The organism is Neolewinella xylanilytica (genome assembly GCF_002934605.1).
Taxonomy (GTDB): Bacteria; Bacteroidota; Bacteroidia; order Chitinophagales; family Saprospiraceae; genus Neolewinella; species Neolewinella xylanilytica.
The window spans coordinates 710,483-725,606 of record NZ_PTJC01000006.1 but is presented as its reverse complement, the minus strand read 5'-3'; the positions used below and the strand labels follow the sequence as shown (position 1 = coordinate 725,606).

At 57.3% G+C, this 15,124-nt stretch carries 14 protein-coding genes; 6 read left to right on the top strand and 8 right to left on the bottom strand.

The features are described 5' to 3' along the window. Positions 1 to 3: 3 nt before the first annotated feature. From CLV84_RS12240 to CLV84_RS21845, 4 genes are read right to left on the bottom strand one after another with little or no spacing between them, the layout of a single operon-like run. Positions 4 to 3,462, bottom strand: coding sequence for an efflux RND transporter permease subunit (locus CLV84_RS12240; RefSeq protein ID WP_104420078.1), 3,459 nt, complete (start codon positions 3,460 to 3,462; stop codon positions 4 to 6). Further along, the gene (locus CLV84_RS12235) at positions 3,455 to 4,651 is read right to left on the bottom strand and encodes an efflux RND transporter periplasmic adaptor subunit (RefSeq protein ID WP_170067682.1); all 1,197 of its coding nucleotides are present in this window, start codon (positions 4,649 to 4,651) and stop codon (positions 3,455 to 3,457) included. The genes CLV84_RS12240 and CLV84_RS12235 overlap by 8 nt, the downstream gene beginning before the upstream one ends. A 23-nt stretch (positions 4,652 to 4,674) precedes the next feature. Next, entirely contained in the window at positions 4,675 to 6,006 is a 1,332-nt protein-coding gene (locus tag CLV84_RS12230) for a TolC family protein (RefSeq protein ID WP_104420076.1), read from the bottom strand. A gap of 9 nt (positions 6,007 to 6,015) precedes the next feature. After that, positions 6,016 to 6,684 (bottom strand): TetR/AcrR family transcriptional regulator, encoded by a 669-nt coding sequence (locus CLV84_RS21845; RefSeq protein ID WP_170067681.1) that lies wholly within the window; start codon positions 6,682 to 6,684, stop codon positions 6,016 to 6,018. Positions 6,685 to 6,783: 99 nt separating this feature from the next. On the opposite strand from CLV84_RS21845, the gene CLV84_RS12220 reads away from it, so the two are divergent. Continuing rightward, complete coding sequence (locus tag CLV84_RS12220) at positions 6,784 to 7,764, top strand: ion channel (protein ID WP_104420074.1); 981 nt, start codon at positions 6,784 to 6,786, stop codon at positions 7,762 to 7,764. On the opposite strand, the gene CLV84_RS12215 is transcribed toward CLV84_RS12220, so the two are convergent. The 3 genes from CLV84_RS12215 to CLV84_RS12205 are packed head-to-tail and all read right to left on the bottom strand — an operon-like array spanning position 7,720 to position 9,743. Next, positions 7,720 to 8,619: a nucleoside phosphorylase gene (locus CLV84_RS12215; protein WP_104420073.1), complete on the bottom strand. Its 900-nt coding sequence runs from the start codon at positions 8,617 to 8,619 to the stop codon at positions 7,720 to 7,722. The genes CLV84_RS12220 and CLV84_RS12215 overlap by 45 nt on opposite strands. Then, entirely contained in the window at positions 8,616 to 8,954 is a 339-nt protein-coding gene (gene ytxJ / locus CLV84_RS12210) for a bacillithiol system redox-active protein YtxJ (protein WP_104420072.1), read from the bottom strand. Before ytxJ ends, CLV84_RS12215 begins: the two co-directional genes overlap by 4 nt. 36 nt (positions 8,955 to 8,990) lie before the next feature. Then, complete coding sequence (locus tag CLV84_RS12205) at positions 8,991 to 9,743, bottom strand: porin family protein (RefSeq protein ID WP_170067680.1); 753 nt, start codon at positions 9,741 to 9,743, stop codon at positions 8,991 to 8,993. A 158-nt stretch (positions 9,744 to 9,901) separates the two neighbouring features. On the opposite strand from CLV84_RS12205, the gene CLV84_RS12200 reads away from it, so the two are divergent. Then, entirely contained in the window at positions 9,902 to 10,705 is an 804-nt protein-coding gene (locus CLV84_RS12200; protein WP_104420070.1) for a pseudouridine synthase, read from the top strand. A 97-nt stretch (positions 10,706 to 10,802) separates the two neighbouring features. Here the strand turns inward: CLV84_RS12200 and CLV84_RS12195 are convergent, their stop codons facing one another. Further along, complete coding sequence (locus CLV84_RS12195) at positions 10,803 to 11,630, bottom strand: mechanosensitive ion channel family protein (protein WP_104420069.1); 828 nt, start codon at positions 11,628 to 11,630, stop codon at positions 10,803 to 10,805. An 89-nt stretch (positions 11,631 to 11,719) separates the two neighbouring features. On the opposite strand from CLV84_RS12195, the gene CLV84_RS12190 reads away from it, so the two are divergent. From CLV84_RS12190 to CLV84_RS12175, 4 genes are all read left to right on the top strand, one after another. After that, complete coding sequence (locus tag CLV84_RS12190; protein ID WP_104420068.1) at positions 11,720 to 12,205, top strand: regulatory protein RecX; 486 nt, start codon at positions 11,720 to 11,722, stop codon at positions 12,203 to 12,205. A gap of 77 nt (positions 12,206 to 12,282) precedes the next feature. Continuing rightward, positions 12,283 to 13,362, top strand: coding sequence for a DUF4837 family protein (locus tag CLV84_RS12185; RefSeq protein ID WP_104420067.1), 1,080 nt, complete (start codon positions 12,283 to 12,285; stop codon positions 13,360 to 13,362). A gap of 75 nt (positions 13,363 to 13,437) precedes the next feature. Beyond that, a complete protein-coding gene (locus tag CLV84_RS12180; protein WP_104420066.1) occupies positions 13,438 to 13,971 on the top strand; it encodes a YfiT family bacillithiol transferase in 534 nt (177 codons plus the stop codon). Between the two features lie 101 nt (positions 13,972 to 14,072). Further along, a complete protein-coding gene (locus CLV84_RS12175; protein ID WP_104420065.1) occupies positions 14,073 to 15,074 on the top strand; it encodes a hypothetical protein in 1,002 nt (333 codons plus the stop codon). Positions 15,075 to 15,124: the final 50 nt, after the last annotated feature.

Genomic DNA, 15,124 nt, shown 5'->3' with positions numbered 1-15,124 from the left:
GTATCAGGTAGTTTCCACGGCCAGCTCCCCTTCTGGTTGTTCCTCCTCCTGATGGCTATACTTGCCGATGACCCGGCGCACGCCCCGGCGGCTTTTGTACAGCAACCACAGCATAACCGGGACCACCACCAGGGTAAGGAAGGTGGCGAATACCAGCCCGTAGATCACCGTCCAGGCCATTGGGCCCCAAAGAGCCGTGTTGTCGCCGCCGATGAAAAGCCGGCCGTCCCAGTTGGCAACAAAACTGAAGAAGTCGAAGTTGAAGCCGACCGCTAGTGGGATAAGCCCCAACACGGTAGTAATCGCGGTAAGCAACACCGGCCGCAAGCGGGTTTCCCCCCCCTCGATGATCGCATCGCGAATGTCATCCATATCCAGTTCGGAAATCTTCTCCAGCCCCCGTTCCTCTACTTTTTCTCGCATCAGCAAGGTCGTATAGTCGATCAGCACGATAGCGTTGTTCACTACCACCCCGGCCAGGGAAATGATGCCTACCCCGGTGAATACGACAGAAAACGTCCCCCCGAAGAAGAAGTAACCCAGCAGTACGCCGATCGTGGACAGAATGACCGAAGTCAATATAATGAAGGGGGAACTGATGCTGTTGAACTGGGCAACGATGATGATAAAGATCAGGAACAGCGCGAATACGAAGGCCCCCAACAGGAAGCCGACATCTTCTTGCTGCTGCTGCTGCTCGCCGGTAAACTCGTAGCTGTAGCCCTGGGGAAAGTCGTAGTTTTCCAGCGCGGCGGTGATCTCCGGAATGATCTCGTTGGCCGTATAGCCGTCCAGTACGTTGGAACTCACGGTAATCACCCGGTCCAGGTCCTTCCGCTTAATCGCGCTGTAGGTACTGCTGTACTGGACCTCGGCCACCGTACTGATCGGCACCTGGGTAATCCGGCCGGTGGCGGGATCGCGGAAGGTAACGCGCTGGTTCAGCAGGTTCTGGACCTGGTTGCGGTCACCCTCGTTCAGCCGGATGATGATCGGGTATTCATCCTCCCCCAGTTTGTAGGTGCTGATCTCCCGGCCGTACACCGACGTGCGCAGCGCCGAGGCGATTTGGCCGGTGGACAGGCCGTAACGGCGCGCAGCCTCCCGGTTGACGTTCACCAGTAACTCCGGTTTGCCGAGTTTGATGTCGGCGGAAAGTTCCTCAATTCCCGGAATCCCCTGACGGTTGATGTAGTTGATAATATCGTCTCCGAGCGGAACCAGGCGCTCGACGTTATCCCCGGTGATCTCGAGGTTGATGGGCTTTCCGGTAGACGGACCGCTGGCATTCTGATCCACGCTGACCTTCACGCCGGGCAGGCCGCGAACCTCCTGCCGAATCTCCTCCATGATGTCGGTGGTGCTCACCCCACCCCGATCGCGAAAGGGAACGAAGGTGACGGTTATGCGGGCTTTGTTGGGCGTTACGCCGGGCTCCGGCGGCGCGCTCGGATCCGCGGTGTTTTCCCCCACCTGCGTCAAGACGGCTTCGACGATATCTCCGTAGGGCTCGAGCAAAGCGAGCAACCGCTGCTCCAGGGTTTTGGCCACATCATCGGTCGCGGAGATATCCGTACCCAGGGGAAGTTCGACGAAAGCATTGACGTACAGGGGGTCCGCACTGGGGAAAAACTCGATCTGCGGCGGCTTAATGGCCGTCAGCACCAACGCGATCAGCAGCAGTGCGATGGTTCCCCCGAAGATGGACTTGCTGTAGCGAAGAGAAAAGCCGATCGATCGGTTGTACTGGTGCTCCAGCCAGGGCAGAAAGCGGTCCTGAAAGATGAAGGACGCCGGGCGCAGGAGAAAAAAGTAAACCAGGGTGGTTAGGGTGGAAATCACCATCAGGTTGAACAACCATACCGCGCCCACCACTAACCCGATCACTCCGACGAGCATTAATATCCCGGCGAGGAACAGGGTGTTGCGCACTTTGCGGCGACGTTGTCTCCGGGTATCGGCGCGCTTATCCACCTCCATGAACTGACTGGCAAATACCGGGTTGATGACCAGCGCCACGATGAGCGAACTGACCAGGACGAGGATCAGCGTAATCGGAAAGTATTTCATGAATTCTCCCACGATGCCCGGCCAGATCGCCAACGGCAGGAACGCGGCCAGCGTAGTGGCCGTGGAAGCAATAATGGGCCAGGCAACTTCACCGGCACCGTATTTAGACGCCCGTTCCGCACCCTCCCCGAGCTGGCGGTAGCGGTAGATGTTCTCGACGATGACAATCCCGTTGTCCACCAGCAGTCCCAACGCCAGAATCAGGGCGAAAAGCACCACGATATTGAGGGTTACCCCACTGAGCCAAATCCACAGGATACCCATCAGCATCGATAAGGGGATCGCGATGCCGACGAAAAGCGCGTTGCGTAAACCCAGGAAAAACAGCAATACCACTACGACCAGGATGACCCCGCTGATGATGCTGTTCTCCAGGTTTTCCACCTGGTCGCGGGTGTTGTTCGACTGGTCGTTAAAGTAGGTGATGCTCAGGTCTTCCGGAAAGCTTTGCTGGATTTCCGCGGCCGTCTCCTTCAGCGCGTCGGTGGTGCTGAGGAGGTTTTCTCCGCTCTTTTTGATCACTTCCAGGCTGATTACGGGTAAGCCGTCCGCCCGGGCAATACTGGTGGGGTCCTCGTAACCAAAGGTGACGTCGGCCACGTCGCGCAGGTAAACCAGTCGCTGGTTTTCCCGCTTAATGACGGTTCCGGCCAACTCGCGGGCATCGTCGAATTCACCAACCACCCGGATGGCGCGGCGAACGCCGTTGTTGACAATCTCACCGCCCGATAACGTCAGGTTTTCGCCCGATACGGCGTTTTCGATGTCCTGAAAGCTGATCTCCAGGCTTTCCATTCGCTGGACGTCCACGGCGATTTCGATTTCCCGATCCTGGACCCCCTTCAGGTTGACGGCGCTGACGCCGTCTACATCTTCCAACGCGTCCTGCATGTCCTCGGCGTAGCGGCGGAGTTCGTCCGGCGGATAATCGCCACTGACATTGATGGTAATGATGGGGATCTTGGCCGTATTGATCTCCTGAACCACCGGATCCGTATCGAGGTCGGAAGGCAGCTCCGGTCGGGCCAGGTCAATGGCGTCCTTCACTCTTCGCGTCGCCTCGTCTACGTCTTCGTCCGAATTGAATTCGATCGTGATGGAGCTAAAATCCTGGATACTCGTCGAAAGGATGGTCTTGACACCGTCGACGCTCTGCAATTCTTTCTCGAGCGGTCGGGTGACCAGCGACTCAATATCGGCGGCGGAGTTGCCGAAGTAGGGCGTATTAACGAATACCTGGGGCAGGTTTACCTCGGGAAATTGCTCCTTCGGCACCTGCACGTAGGCGTACAGCCCGAAAATAAGGATCATGACGGCCAGCAAAAATACGCTGGTTCCGTTCTCGACGGATAGGTTGGTGAGCCCGAAGGTCCGCTTTTGCTGCTTAGCCATTAGTGGTCAGTTTTTCGGGGGCGGCAGTTTCCTGTGGCGAACGGCTCAAGTCGATGGGCTGTCCGTCGGCCAGTCCGCGGGAGCCGTTGGTAATGATGCGGTCGCCAGTCTGTAACCCGCTCGTTACGACTGCGCGGTTGTTGAAACTTTCCCCCGTTTCGATGTAGGTTTTACGCGCCACCGTCTCTCCGTCGGCCTCGTTAGCCGTGAAAACGAAGCGGCGGCCGTCGTTGTCCTGCTGGATGTAGTCCTGGCTGACCACGATCTGCTCGTCGGCGCGGTAGTCCAGTACTTCCACCTGGGCGAGCAAATTGGCCTTCAGCACGTCGATGTACTGGCGCGGCACGTCCAGTTCCACTTCAAAGGTGCGGTTGGCCGGGTCGACGGTACGTCCGATACGCGTAACCGGCGCCTGGAACTCGACTCCGGAGGCTGGCACCCGGACGCGGACGTTATCCCGGAGTTTCACTCGGGAGAGTAGCGATTCCGGCGCATCGGCCACCACCTGAAGGTCGTTGGTGCTGATGATCGACAAGATGGGTGAACCCGGGGCGGCGTTCTCCCCGGTCCGCAACAGCACCTGTTCCACCGTTCCCGTGAGCGGAGCGTAAACATTGCGCTTGTTCGCCTGAATATCGATGGCCTTGATCTGCTGTTGGATCCGCTCGTAATTGTTCTTTGCCTGCAGGTACTGTATCTCGGAACCGATGTTCTGCTCCCACAGCTTTTCCTGCCTTTCGTAAACGGTCCGGGCGAGGTCGGCGGCCGTCTCCAGTTCGGCCCGTTGAGTTTCGGTTCCTTCCACGTCGAGCACGGCTACGAGCTGGCCCTTGCGGATCGGGTCGCCTTCCTCGAAGTTCATCTGTAGTATTCTGCCGGGGATCTCCGGGGTCGCCATGGCACTTTCCGCGGCGCGTACGGTTGCCTGGACCTGGGCGAAGTTGGTGAAGCTGGACGTATCGATGGTTTCGTAGGAAACCAGCGTCGCATTCGGGGCGAAATCAGGGTTGATCTCCGCTAATCGGGCCTCCAGCATTTCCACCTCCTGGGTGAGTTCGCGAAGTTCGGCCCGTCTGCCCTTCAGGACTTCCTGAATCTCCTCGAAGGTTTCCGGTTCGGACTCCTCGGCCGAGGATCCACAACCAACTAATAGGACGGCAAGGCACACAACCGGAACGAAGCGCTGCATGGGGAAATATGTTAGGATAGTTTTCATTGGCCGAGGGCTATGTAAAGGTCTTCTTTGGCGACCAGGGTGTCGTAGAGTGCGTTGAGATAGTTGGCCTGAGCTTCGTAAAGCTGTTGTTCGGCCTGGACCACTTCGATGCTACTACCCACGCCTTCGCGGTATTTGATCTGGGTGGTCTCGTAGATGCGCTGCGCCAGTTCCTGATTCTGACGGGTATTTTCCAGTCGGTCGCGGGCGGCATTGAAGGAGCCGCGGGCGTTGCGGACTTCCAGGTCGATGCTGCGCACCAGGTCGTCGCGCTGATTGACGACCTTCTCCTTATCCAGTCGGGCGCGCTCCAGCCGGGAGCTGCGTCCGCCGAAATCGTAGATCGGAATGGCGGCGGAAAGGCCTACCAGTGCGGTGGGGGCCCAGAAACCATCGCTAAAACTGTCTCCCTGGTACTGATACTGAGCGGAACCGACGAGGCTCAGGCGCGGGAGGTAGGCAGCCTTCTGTAGATCGATGTTGAGATCCTGCAGCGCCAGCGTCTGATCCAACAGACGTACCTCGCTACGCTGCTGGTAGGGAACGTCGCTGCTCAGGGCAGCCGATTCAACCTCGAGCTCCAGGGCCTCAAGATCTTCCGAGACGTCCAGGGGCTGGTTCTCCGGGAAGTTCAGACTGAATTTGAGCGCTCGCAAAGCATTCTCCCGTTGCTGCTCCAGGTCGTTGCGGGTACTGCGCAGGTTATTCAGGCTAAGCACGAGCCGGTCGACATCCAGCTGTTCGACGAAGCCGGCTTCGTACTGGGCCTCCGTTTCCCGCAAGAGTTTTTCCAGGTTGCTGATGTTGCGTTCCACGATTTCGAGATTGGTGGAAGTCAGCAGAACCGGAAAATAAGATTGGGTGACTTGATTGCGAACCTGTCGCTGGGCATCCTCGAGCTGGAGGTTAAAATAGTCGCGACTGGCCCGAGCCGCCCGCAGCCCGACGAAGAAGGAACCGTCGAACAACATCCCGCTGACGTTCAGTCCGCCGGTAAAGTTATTTTTCCGCTGAAACGCGATGCCCTCCGGAGCCGGCGCATTCGGGTCGGGGTTGAGGGCGGCAAAGGCTTCGGGCAGGGGAAGGACGGGTACCTTAAGGTAGCGGGTGTAGTCCAGGGCCGCGGAAATCTGGGGAAAACCGGTACTCAGTTGCTCGCGAATGTTCTGCTCCGCATCCAGTATGTCGACCCGGGCATTGCGGATGCTGTTCGCGTTCTCATAGGCATAATTGACCGCATCCTGGAGCGAAAACACCGGCGGATTGGCCTGCTGAGCCGATAGCCCGAGGCATACGAAAAGCAATACGTAGGTTAATAATGCTTGCATGGTGAGTGATTATGACAGGTCCTCCTGTTGCAGATACGTCTTGACCCGCTCGTAACCGGCCTCGTTGACGATGCCGTTGAAGTGGTAGGTGCTATGCTGGTGGAGAATGAGAGACAACGGACGCTCATGTGCCGGAAAGACCGAGCGGTCCATCACCATGGCGGTCGTTCCCACGAAAAGTTGAGCAATTACTTCGGCGTCGATGTCCGAGCGATAAATCCCCTCGGCGATGCCCCGGTTGAGGTTGTCCTTGACCCGATCCAGAAACACCTGGTGGTGATCCTTTACACGAGAATGAAAGATATCGGGGTAATACTTCTGGAGGTCGTGAACGGCGGTAGGAGAAATCGAGCGCATGGACCGGATGAAGTACCGACTGTTGCGCAGCAGCTCGTCGATGGCGTCCAGGGCCTCGTCGCGGTGCTGATCCAGCACCTTCAGATCCCCGCAGGTTTGCTCCGCCATCACCATTCGAACCAGTTGCTCCTTGTTATCCACTAGCTGATACAGGGTTTTCTTCGACACACCGAGTTCGCGGGCGATATCGTCCATACTCACGCTGCGGATACCAATACGCTTGAATAACTCCCTGGCGGAGTTCACAAGCTTCTGTTGGTCTTCGGTTAATTCCATCCCGCCTAAAACGCCGGAAACTTTAGCGTAGTTGTAAGTTTCCATAGTTTTTTGAGTTTCCTCCGTCACATTTTTTAACGGAACAAAATTCGCGTTGCACCCGCGCTTTGGCGCAAAAGTTCTACCAAAAGTATCTTTGGTACGATGAAATTCTCGAATCTGCGGCAGCGGTTTGGGCGGGGTATCGAAACGACCGCGGAAAGGGAGGAAGAAGACCTCGGCCTTGGTAACAAGATCGCGCGTAAACCCGGCACCCGGCTCATTAACCCCGATGGCACGTTTAACGTAATCCGGCGCGGAAGGTCCGTTTTCGCGCCCTACCAGAACCTGGTCGAGATGTCCTGGCCGCGGTTCATCATCCTTAACCTGCTTGCCTATACGGCCTGCAATCTCCTCTTCGCGCTGGGATTTTACCTGATCGGCACCGATCATCTCAACGGGGTACGGGGCGGACTGACCAACTGGGGAAAGTTCCTGGAATGTTTTTATTTCAGTATTCAGACGTTCACCACCGTGGGCTACGGAGCGATCGCGCCCATTTCGGCGGCCTCAAATACGTTGGCCGCCCTGCTGGCCCTGCTGGGATGGGTGTCACTGGCTCTCGTGACCGGTTTGTTTTTCGCCCGTTTTTCCCGACCCACCCGCATGGTAATTTTTTCGGAGCGGGCCATCTACGCTCCCTACCGGAATGGACTCCCGAGCCTGCAATTCCGGATCGCCAACAAGCGCGATACCAACCTGATCAACCTGACGGCCCGCGTGGTCCTCACCTGGCTGGAAGACGGAGACGGTGACCTGAAACGACATTTTCACCCCCTCAGCCTGGAACGGGATTTCGTCTCGTTGTTCCCGTTGAACTGGACGATCGTTCACCCCATCGATCCGGCCAGTCCGATGCACGGATGGACAAAAGCTGACTACTGCCAGCGATTTTCGGAGCTGCTCGTCACCATCGAAGGGTACGACCGGACGTTCGCCCAGCAAATCACCATTCACAAAAGCTATACCTACGGAGAGATGGAATGGAACGTTCGCTTTGGGCCCATGTACCACGAACGGGAAGCGACCACGGAGCTTTACCTAAGCCGCATCAGTGCTACCGTCGCGGTCGGTGAGGAGGAGTAGCCCGAGGTCGATCAGCGCATCCACGGCCGCCGCCGGATTTTTGCTGAAGGTGCCGGCTCCCCGGTTGGCGAGGAGCGCGGATAGCGAAGCCGACCGGTGGCCCAAAGCGTTGGCCAGGCCGTAGATGCCCGCCGTTTCCATTTCGATATTCGTGATGCGCAGGCCGCGATAGTCAAAACGCCGCAGTACGTCGAGCAGCTCCGGATGGAGTCGGGTCGGCAACCGCAGGCTCCGCCCCTGGGGGGCGTAGAAGCCGGCGGCCGTTAACGTTACTCCCCGCGGCAGTTGCTTGCCGGCCGGGTGGTTTAGAAAGTCGGGCAGGACGGGGCTGAAATAGAGGGGATCGACCGGTAGTCTCAGGCCGTTCGCAGTCACAAATTCGGAAAGGGCGGTGCCGAAGTCATCCCCCACCCCATCGACACCGTAGTAGGGCATCAGGCCGTCGGCGGAGAGCGCCCCGGCGGACAGCAAAATGCTACCGAGGGGCAGATCGGGCTGAAGGGCGCCACTGGTGCCCAGTCGTAGCAAATTCAAGACGGTCAGTTCCGCTTTCACTTCCCGGCGCTCCAGGTCGATATTGACAAGGGCGTCTAACTCGTTCAGCACGATATCGACGTTGTCGGTACCGATACCCGTGGAAATGACCGTGAGGCGCCGTCCGTCGAGCTCGCCGGTGTGGGTAACGAATTCGCGGGCCGCCACGCGCAGCTCCACCCGGTCGAAACGCCGGCTGATTTCCGCCACCCGCTCGGGATCGCCGACGGTGATAATGTCGTTAGCGATCTGCCCGGGCAGTAAATGAAGGTGGTAGACGGAACCGTCCGGATTCAGAATTAATTCGGAACCGGGAATCACGACTGGCCGGCGAGTCGATTGACCTCTTCCTTCAGGCGGTCTTCCTTGATCTCGGAACGCCAGTAATGGGCCACCGCCGCCCCCTGGTGTACGATAATGGCCTGGGGACTGGCGTGCTCGACGTTGAGTTTTTCGGCTACGGCATCCGAGACGTCCTTTTTATACTGCACTACGAGTCCGTAAATTTCCAGATCGTGCTTGGCATTGACTACTTGCTCCTGGGCGCGGGCGCTGAAGGGGCAGTTGTTGCTGTGCTTGAAAATAACGATGGGTTGGTCGTGGCTCGCCTGGATGGCGTCGTCCAGATCGGCCGGGGAATTCAGTGTGTGGAACATGAGGATGCAACGCCGGGACCGCGACGGGGTTCAACCCTAAAAGTGGAATACCAGGTTTGCCTGCACGCCAACGCTGGAATCGTTATCGTCACGTAGCCCCGGGTCGGGATTGCCGATGGCACGATCGATGATGCTGCGGTCTTCGTCGTCGTTCGTGATATCCGTTAGGGTGTGGTACACACGGATATCCAGGCTCGTCCGTGGCAGAATGGGGAACATGACGCCAACGTTAGCGGCTACGTTGAACCGATTGATGTAGGAGTCTTCGTAGTCCTCGATAAAGTCGATTTCGGTTTCCGCAGTGGCATTGGACGGCAGACCGCCGCTCCCCGCCGCCTGTGCGGGGCTGACGGTGGTCCGGGTGGTGACGTCGGAAGAAGCCGCCAGCAAATAGCTGAAGCTGGGACCGACGTAGATATTGAATTTATCCCCGCCGAAGGTGGCCAGCAGGGGTAGGCTGAGGTATTCGAAGCTATTCCGGAACCTGATGTCGGTATTGACGCTTACCTGCTCGGATGCCGGAATAGTAAAGTTGGCATGCTTCTGCCCGCGGCGGTTTTCGTAGAGCAGCTCCGCGTTGAGTTTGAAGAGGGGCAGATCGACTACCTGTGCGGTGATCCCGAACTGATAGCCGACGGCGGGATCGATGGATTCGATCTTATCCCCGTTGAACTCCTCCGAGCTACCGTAGGTGCCGCCGAGGGTTACGCCGGCTTTAATGCCCAGTTGAGCGCTAACGCATACGGAGAGCAGGAAGGCACCAAATAAAAGAGTAAGCTTTTTGTACACGATCGAGGGTTTTAAGTTTGGGCGCCGCGCGCGGGTGCAATGCGGATACCGGAAGTTGAGGGTGAAACCCTGGCGATCACCCACACGTTCGTCCGGATAGACCGCCCTGATGGGTTTTCGTCTTGACCCCGCCAATTGCGACCACTATATCTATCCGTATGAAAGCTCCCCGCCGATTCCAACGTTCCCAGGCACGAAATTCCGGCAAGCCCCCCGGTCTGGACCGGCCCGCAGCGGATATCATCGGCATGCGGCTCAACAAATACATCGCCCACGCCGGGGTTGCCAGCCGCCGTACGGCCGGGGACATGGTCAAGGCCGGAAAAGTAAAGGTCAACGGAGAACTGCAGGACAACCCCGCCTACCAAATCCGCGAAGGCGACGTGGTGGTGGTAGACGGGAAAGAGGTCGCTCCCTCCGACCAGTTCGTCTACATCCTGCTGAATAAACCCCGTAACGTGATAACCACCACGAACGACGAACACGACCGGGCCACGGTGATGGATTTGCTCGAGGAACCCGCCCTTAAACAGATGCGCCTCTTTCCCGTCGGCCGCCTCGACCGGGACACTACCGGCCTCCTGCTCATCACCAACGATGGCGACGTGACCACCCGCCTGACCCATCCCCGCTTCGAGACCGCTAAGATCTACCAAGCCACCCTCGACCGCCCCTTCACCGCGGAAGACTTAGAAAAACTACAAACCGGTTACGACCTAGAAGACGGTCCCTTCAAACCCGACTGGGCCCGCTACAGCCAGGAAGGCGACGACCTAAACGTTACCCTTGAAATTCACAGCGGCCGCAATCGCATCGTGCGCCGCGCCTTCGAACACCTGGGCTACACCGTCGACAAACTCGACCGTACTTACCTCGCCGGGCTCACTAAAAAGAACCTTCCGCGGGGCTTCTACCGCTACCTTACGGAGGAGGAGGTGCGTCGGCTGAAGTACTTTCGTTAGTGGCGCTGCGCGTTAGTGGTTCTGCGCGATAGTACGCCTTCGGCGTGTCAGTCCCGCACACTAACGCGAATCGCCACTAATGCGACCGCAGGGAGCGCTAAGAAACAGCCTCCGTGTTTTGAAACAAGTGCACGTCCCGCTGCGGGAAAGGAATGCTGATGCCTTCCCGATCGAAAGCCTTCTTCACGTACTCGTTAAGGTAGATAAGCGTGGGCCAGTAGGTCGCGTTCTCGGTCCAGGCGCGACAGGCCATGTCGACACTGCTATCGCCGAGGTTGCGGACAAAAATGTCAATGCCCCGGTCGAGCAGTACCTCGGGTACGCTCTCCACGACGGATCTGATAACCTCCCGGGCTTTATCGATGTCGTCACCGTAGCCGATGCCGAAGGTGAGGTCGAGGCGCCGAACCCCCAGGGCGGTATAATTCTCGATGGCGTCACCCATGACCTTGCCGTTGGGAATGATGATGAGGCGGTTGTCCACGGCGTTGAGTACGGTATGGAATACGGTGATCTCCTTTACCGAGGCCACGAAACCATTGGTCCCGATCAGGTCACCCACCTTAAATGGCCGGAAGGTGAGCAGGAGAATGCCGCTGGCAAAGTGCCCGAGATTACCCTGTAGGGCCAATCCGACGGCCAGCGACAGGGCGGACAGGATGGCGATGAACGAAGTGGTTTCCACCCCGAACATGGCCACGACGGACAAAACGAGGAGCACCTTCAGACCGATGCTTAAAAAACTGGTGAGAAAAGCAGACACGCTGGTATCCACGCTGCGCTTCGCCAGGAGTTTCGCTACTTGACGGGTCAGCCAGTTGACCAGCCAAAAGCCCACGAAGAGCAGCAGGATGGCCGCCAGAATTTTCACCGCAATGGCCAGCAGAATAGGTTCGTAGTCCTGCCACAATTGTCTTAAGTCCATGTATCCACTTTGTTAGCGCGTGAAGATACCCGTTGCACCGGCAACCGAGGGAAGGTAAACGCGTTGTACTTTACCACAAATCGTTTTGATTGGCTTTCCCCGAAAAAAAGGTGGTTTACACTGCCGAGCAGGCACTCGAAGCCCTGCAGCATTATTGTGCGTACCAGGACCGCTGTCACCAGGAAGCCCGCGATAAGCTGTATGAGCTCGGTTACGGAGGAGACGCCGCCGAAGAAGTCATCGTGGAACTGATTAAGGAAAAGTACCTGGACGAAGAGCGGTTCGCCCGGTCTTACGCCCGGGGAAAGTTTAAAATGAAAAAGTGGGGGCGCTACCGGATTCGTAGGGAGCTGAAAAGCCGGAAGCTGAGCGATTACTGCATCCGGAAGGCGATGACGGAAATCGACGACAAGGAATATTACGGCACGCTCTGTAGTGAGCTGGAACGGCGCAACGCGTTGGAAAAACCCGGCCAGCATCCCTACCTGAAACGACGGCGGTTGGCCGATTACATGGTCAAACGCGGTTACGAATCCGGCCTCGTCTGGCAGGCGCTCGACGATTTGGAATTTTAGCCGACAAATAGCTGAGCCGGTGTACGTCAAAACCGGGCACAATATCATCTGTTCCATTGATTATAATTCCCCGATCGATGTCTGACTCCCCCTTAAAGGTCTTCCTGTTTTTGCTCTTCGTGATTACCCTCACGTCCTGTACGGACGATATGCAACGCACCCTGCAGCCTACCCCCTCCGCTTTTGGCCGCATCAATAGCCTGGTGGTAGTGGCCGATAGCAGCACCTGGCAGGGTGACCTGGGTGACTCCGTAGCCTACTTCTTCGAAGCCCCCTACATTATTTTGCCCCAACCGGAACCCATTTTCGACGTCCGGTTTATCGAACCGGAGCAAGTTGCGGGAGAGCCGGCCTGGGGGCAGTTGCGTAATTATCTGGTGCTGGCCGATCTGAGCGATACCGACAGCCCCACCACGCAGATGGTGGTCAACGACCTCAGCGACGAAAAGATTCAACAGGTGCGGGAAGAGGGATTCGGCACGGCCGTAGCTAAGAACAAATGGGCCACCGGCCAGCAGCTCGTCTACGTAATCGGGAAGAACTACAATGAGCTACTCACCGGTCTGAGCAGCGTGTATCCCGGTATCGTCAAGCGACTGGAACAAGGTGAGGACGAGCGCATGCGGGTCACTACCTATTTCGAAGGAACGAACCGCCGGTTGGGCGATACCATTCGACAGCTCACCGGTGCCAACCTGGACGTTCCGGGCGGCTACGTACGCGTACCCCTGGATACGGACGAGGTGGTCTGGCTTCGGAAAGAAGTACAGGGAGCGAGCCTGAACATCATGGTCACCAGCGCGCCCTACCAAAACCAATCCCAACTGTCAAAGGAGGGACTCAAGGAGATCCGTGACCGCATCGGCAAGGAGTACGTCAGCTCCACTACCGACAACACCTGGATGAAGATCAACGACACCGACCTCCCCCTCTTCACGGAAGCCATGGAACTCAACGGCTCCTACGCCATCGAAGGCCGGGGAATCTGGGAGATCGAAAACGATTTCCTCGCCGGGCCATTCGTTTCTTACCTGCTCAACGATACTACCGACAATGAACTCATCCTCGTCGATGGCTTCGTATATGCACCGGGCCGCAAAAAGCGTGACCTGATGGAAGAAGTCGTGCAGGTAATCCGTACCGCGAGTATCAATTAAGGGCGCTACCCATCGTCACGAGGTACTTTTAGCGATTGACCCTTCCGGCGTGGAAGGGTCGCTAAACGTAACACCATGTCAGCTGACGAAGCACTCCGTTATCCAATCGGCCGGTTCGCCCTGCCCGAATCCATGACCCCCGAGGCCCGCCTGGCCTGCATCAAGCGGATCGGCGCGTTGCCGGAGACGCTGGAGAAATACGCGAAGGAGCTACACGATCGGAAGCTGCTCGATACGCCCTATCGACCCGGTGGATGGACCGCCCAGCAAGTGATCCATCACCTGGCCGACAGCCACCTGCACGCTTACCGTCGCCACAAAGTTACCCTGGTCGAAAACCACCCTACTCTGGTACCCTACGATGAAGTCGCCTGGGCCGAACTACCGGACGTTTACGCGGTGCCCGTACAGGCAAGCGTTGAACTGCTGCGGGGCCTTCACTTAAGGTGGGCGGTATTATTGGCGCAGTGTACGCCGGAGCAGTGGCTACGTGCGGCCTATCATCCAGGCAGTAAAATTACCTACCGCCTGGAAACACTAGCGGCCACCTACGCCTGGCACGGCGACCACCACTTAGCCCACCTGCGGTTGGTTATGCAAGGAACATGACAGGGATCAGACGAACATCAGGGAGTCTGTCGAGTTTGAGGGGAAATCTCTTTTTGAGAATTTAAAACCCAATTTTTTCCCCAAACAACCTATTTATGACTATGAAATTATCATTTAGCAAACTCAGTTTGCTACTCTTAACCGCTGTCGCTCTTGCATTTACCTCCTGTGATGACGACGACGACCCCATCCTCGGTGGAGAAATCGGCGACGACGGCACCCTATTCCTTTCGTCTAATACCTCCGGCATGGTAGGCATCCTGTCGCTGGAAGACGAGCCCCTCGAAATTGAGACTTTCGCCGCGCAAGGCACCGATGCGGACGGTATTTACTACGACGATGATCAAGGAAACATTTTCCAGGTTAATCGGACTTCCAACACCGTCGTAGAGTATAACGACGTCATCGACGATCTCGACGACCCCAACGGTGTCGACATCGAATCGGAAAGCTCTTCCGATTTTGACAACGGTCGTGGACTGGCCTATCGGAACGATATGCTCGTCGTAGCGAACGACGGCGATACCGATAGCACCAATGCGTTCTACCGTTACGAAATTACCGGCGACGAAGAAATTTCTTACGTCGGTATGCACCCCACTAACATCAACCTGTGGGGCATCCAGTTTTTCGGTACTTCGCTCTACGCCGTTGTTGACAATAGCGACTCGATCGCCATCTTCGACAACTTCCTGGACAACGCCGCCGGCGATACCGTAGTGCCTACCCGGTACATCCAGATCGACGGTATCACCCGTACCCACGGACTGGAGTACAACAGTGAGGACGACATCATGATCCTGACGGACATCGGCGATGCCGCCTCCAATTCGGACGGTGGTATCATGATTATCGACAACTTCACCAGCGTAGCTAACGATAGCGTCATTACCGCAGCGGATTACACCATGATCAGCGGTGCTTCCACGATGTTGGGCAACCCCGTTGACGTGGCTTACGATGCCGATGAAGATCGCATCTACGTAGCCGACCGCGCTACTGAAATGCTTCTCATCTTCGACATGGATATGTCGGGTGACGTTGCTCCCGCCGAATCGCTCGCCTTCCCCGGCATCAGCTCGCTGTTTTTGTACCGCGACTAAGTCGTCCATTACGGCAGTTTCCTAATCGGAAGCAAACCCATCGCCCGCGC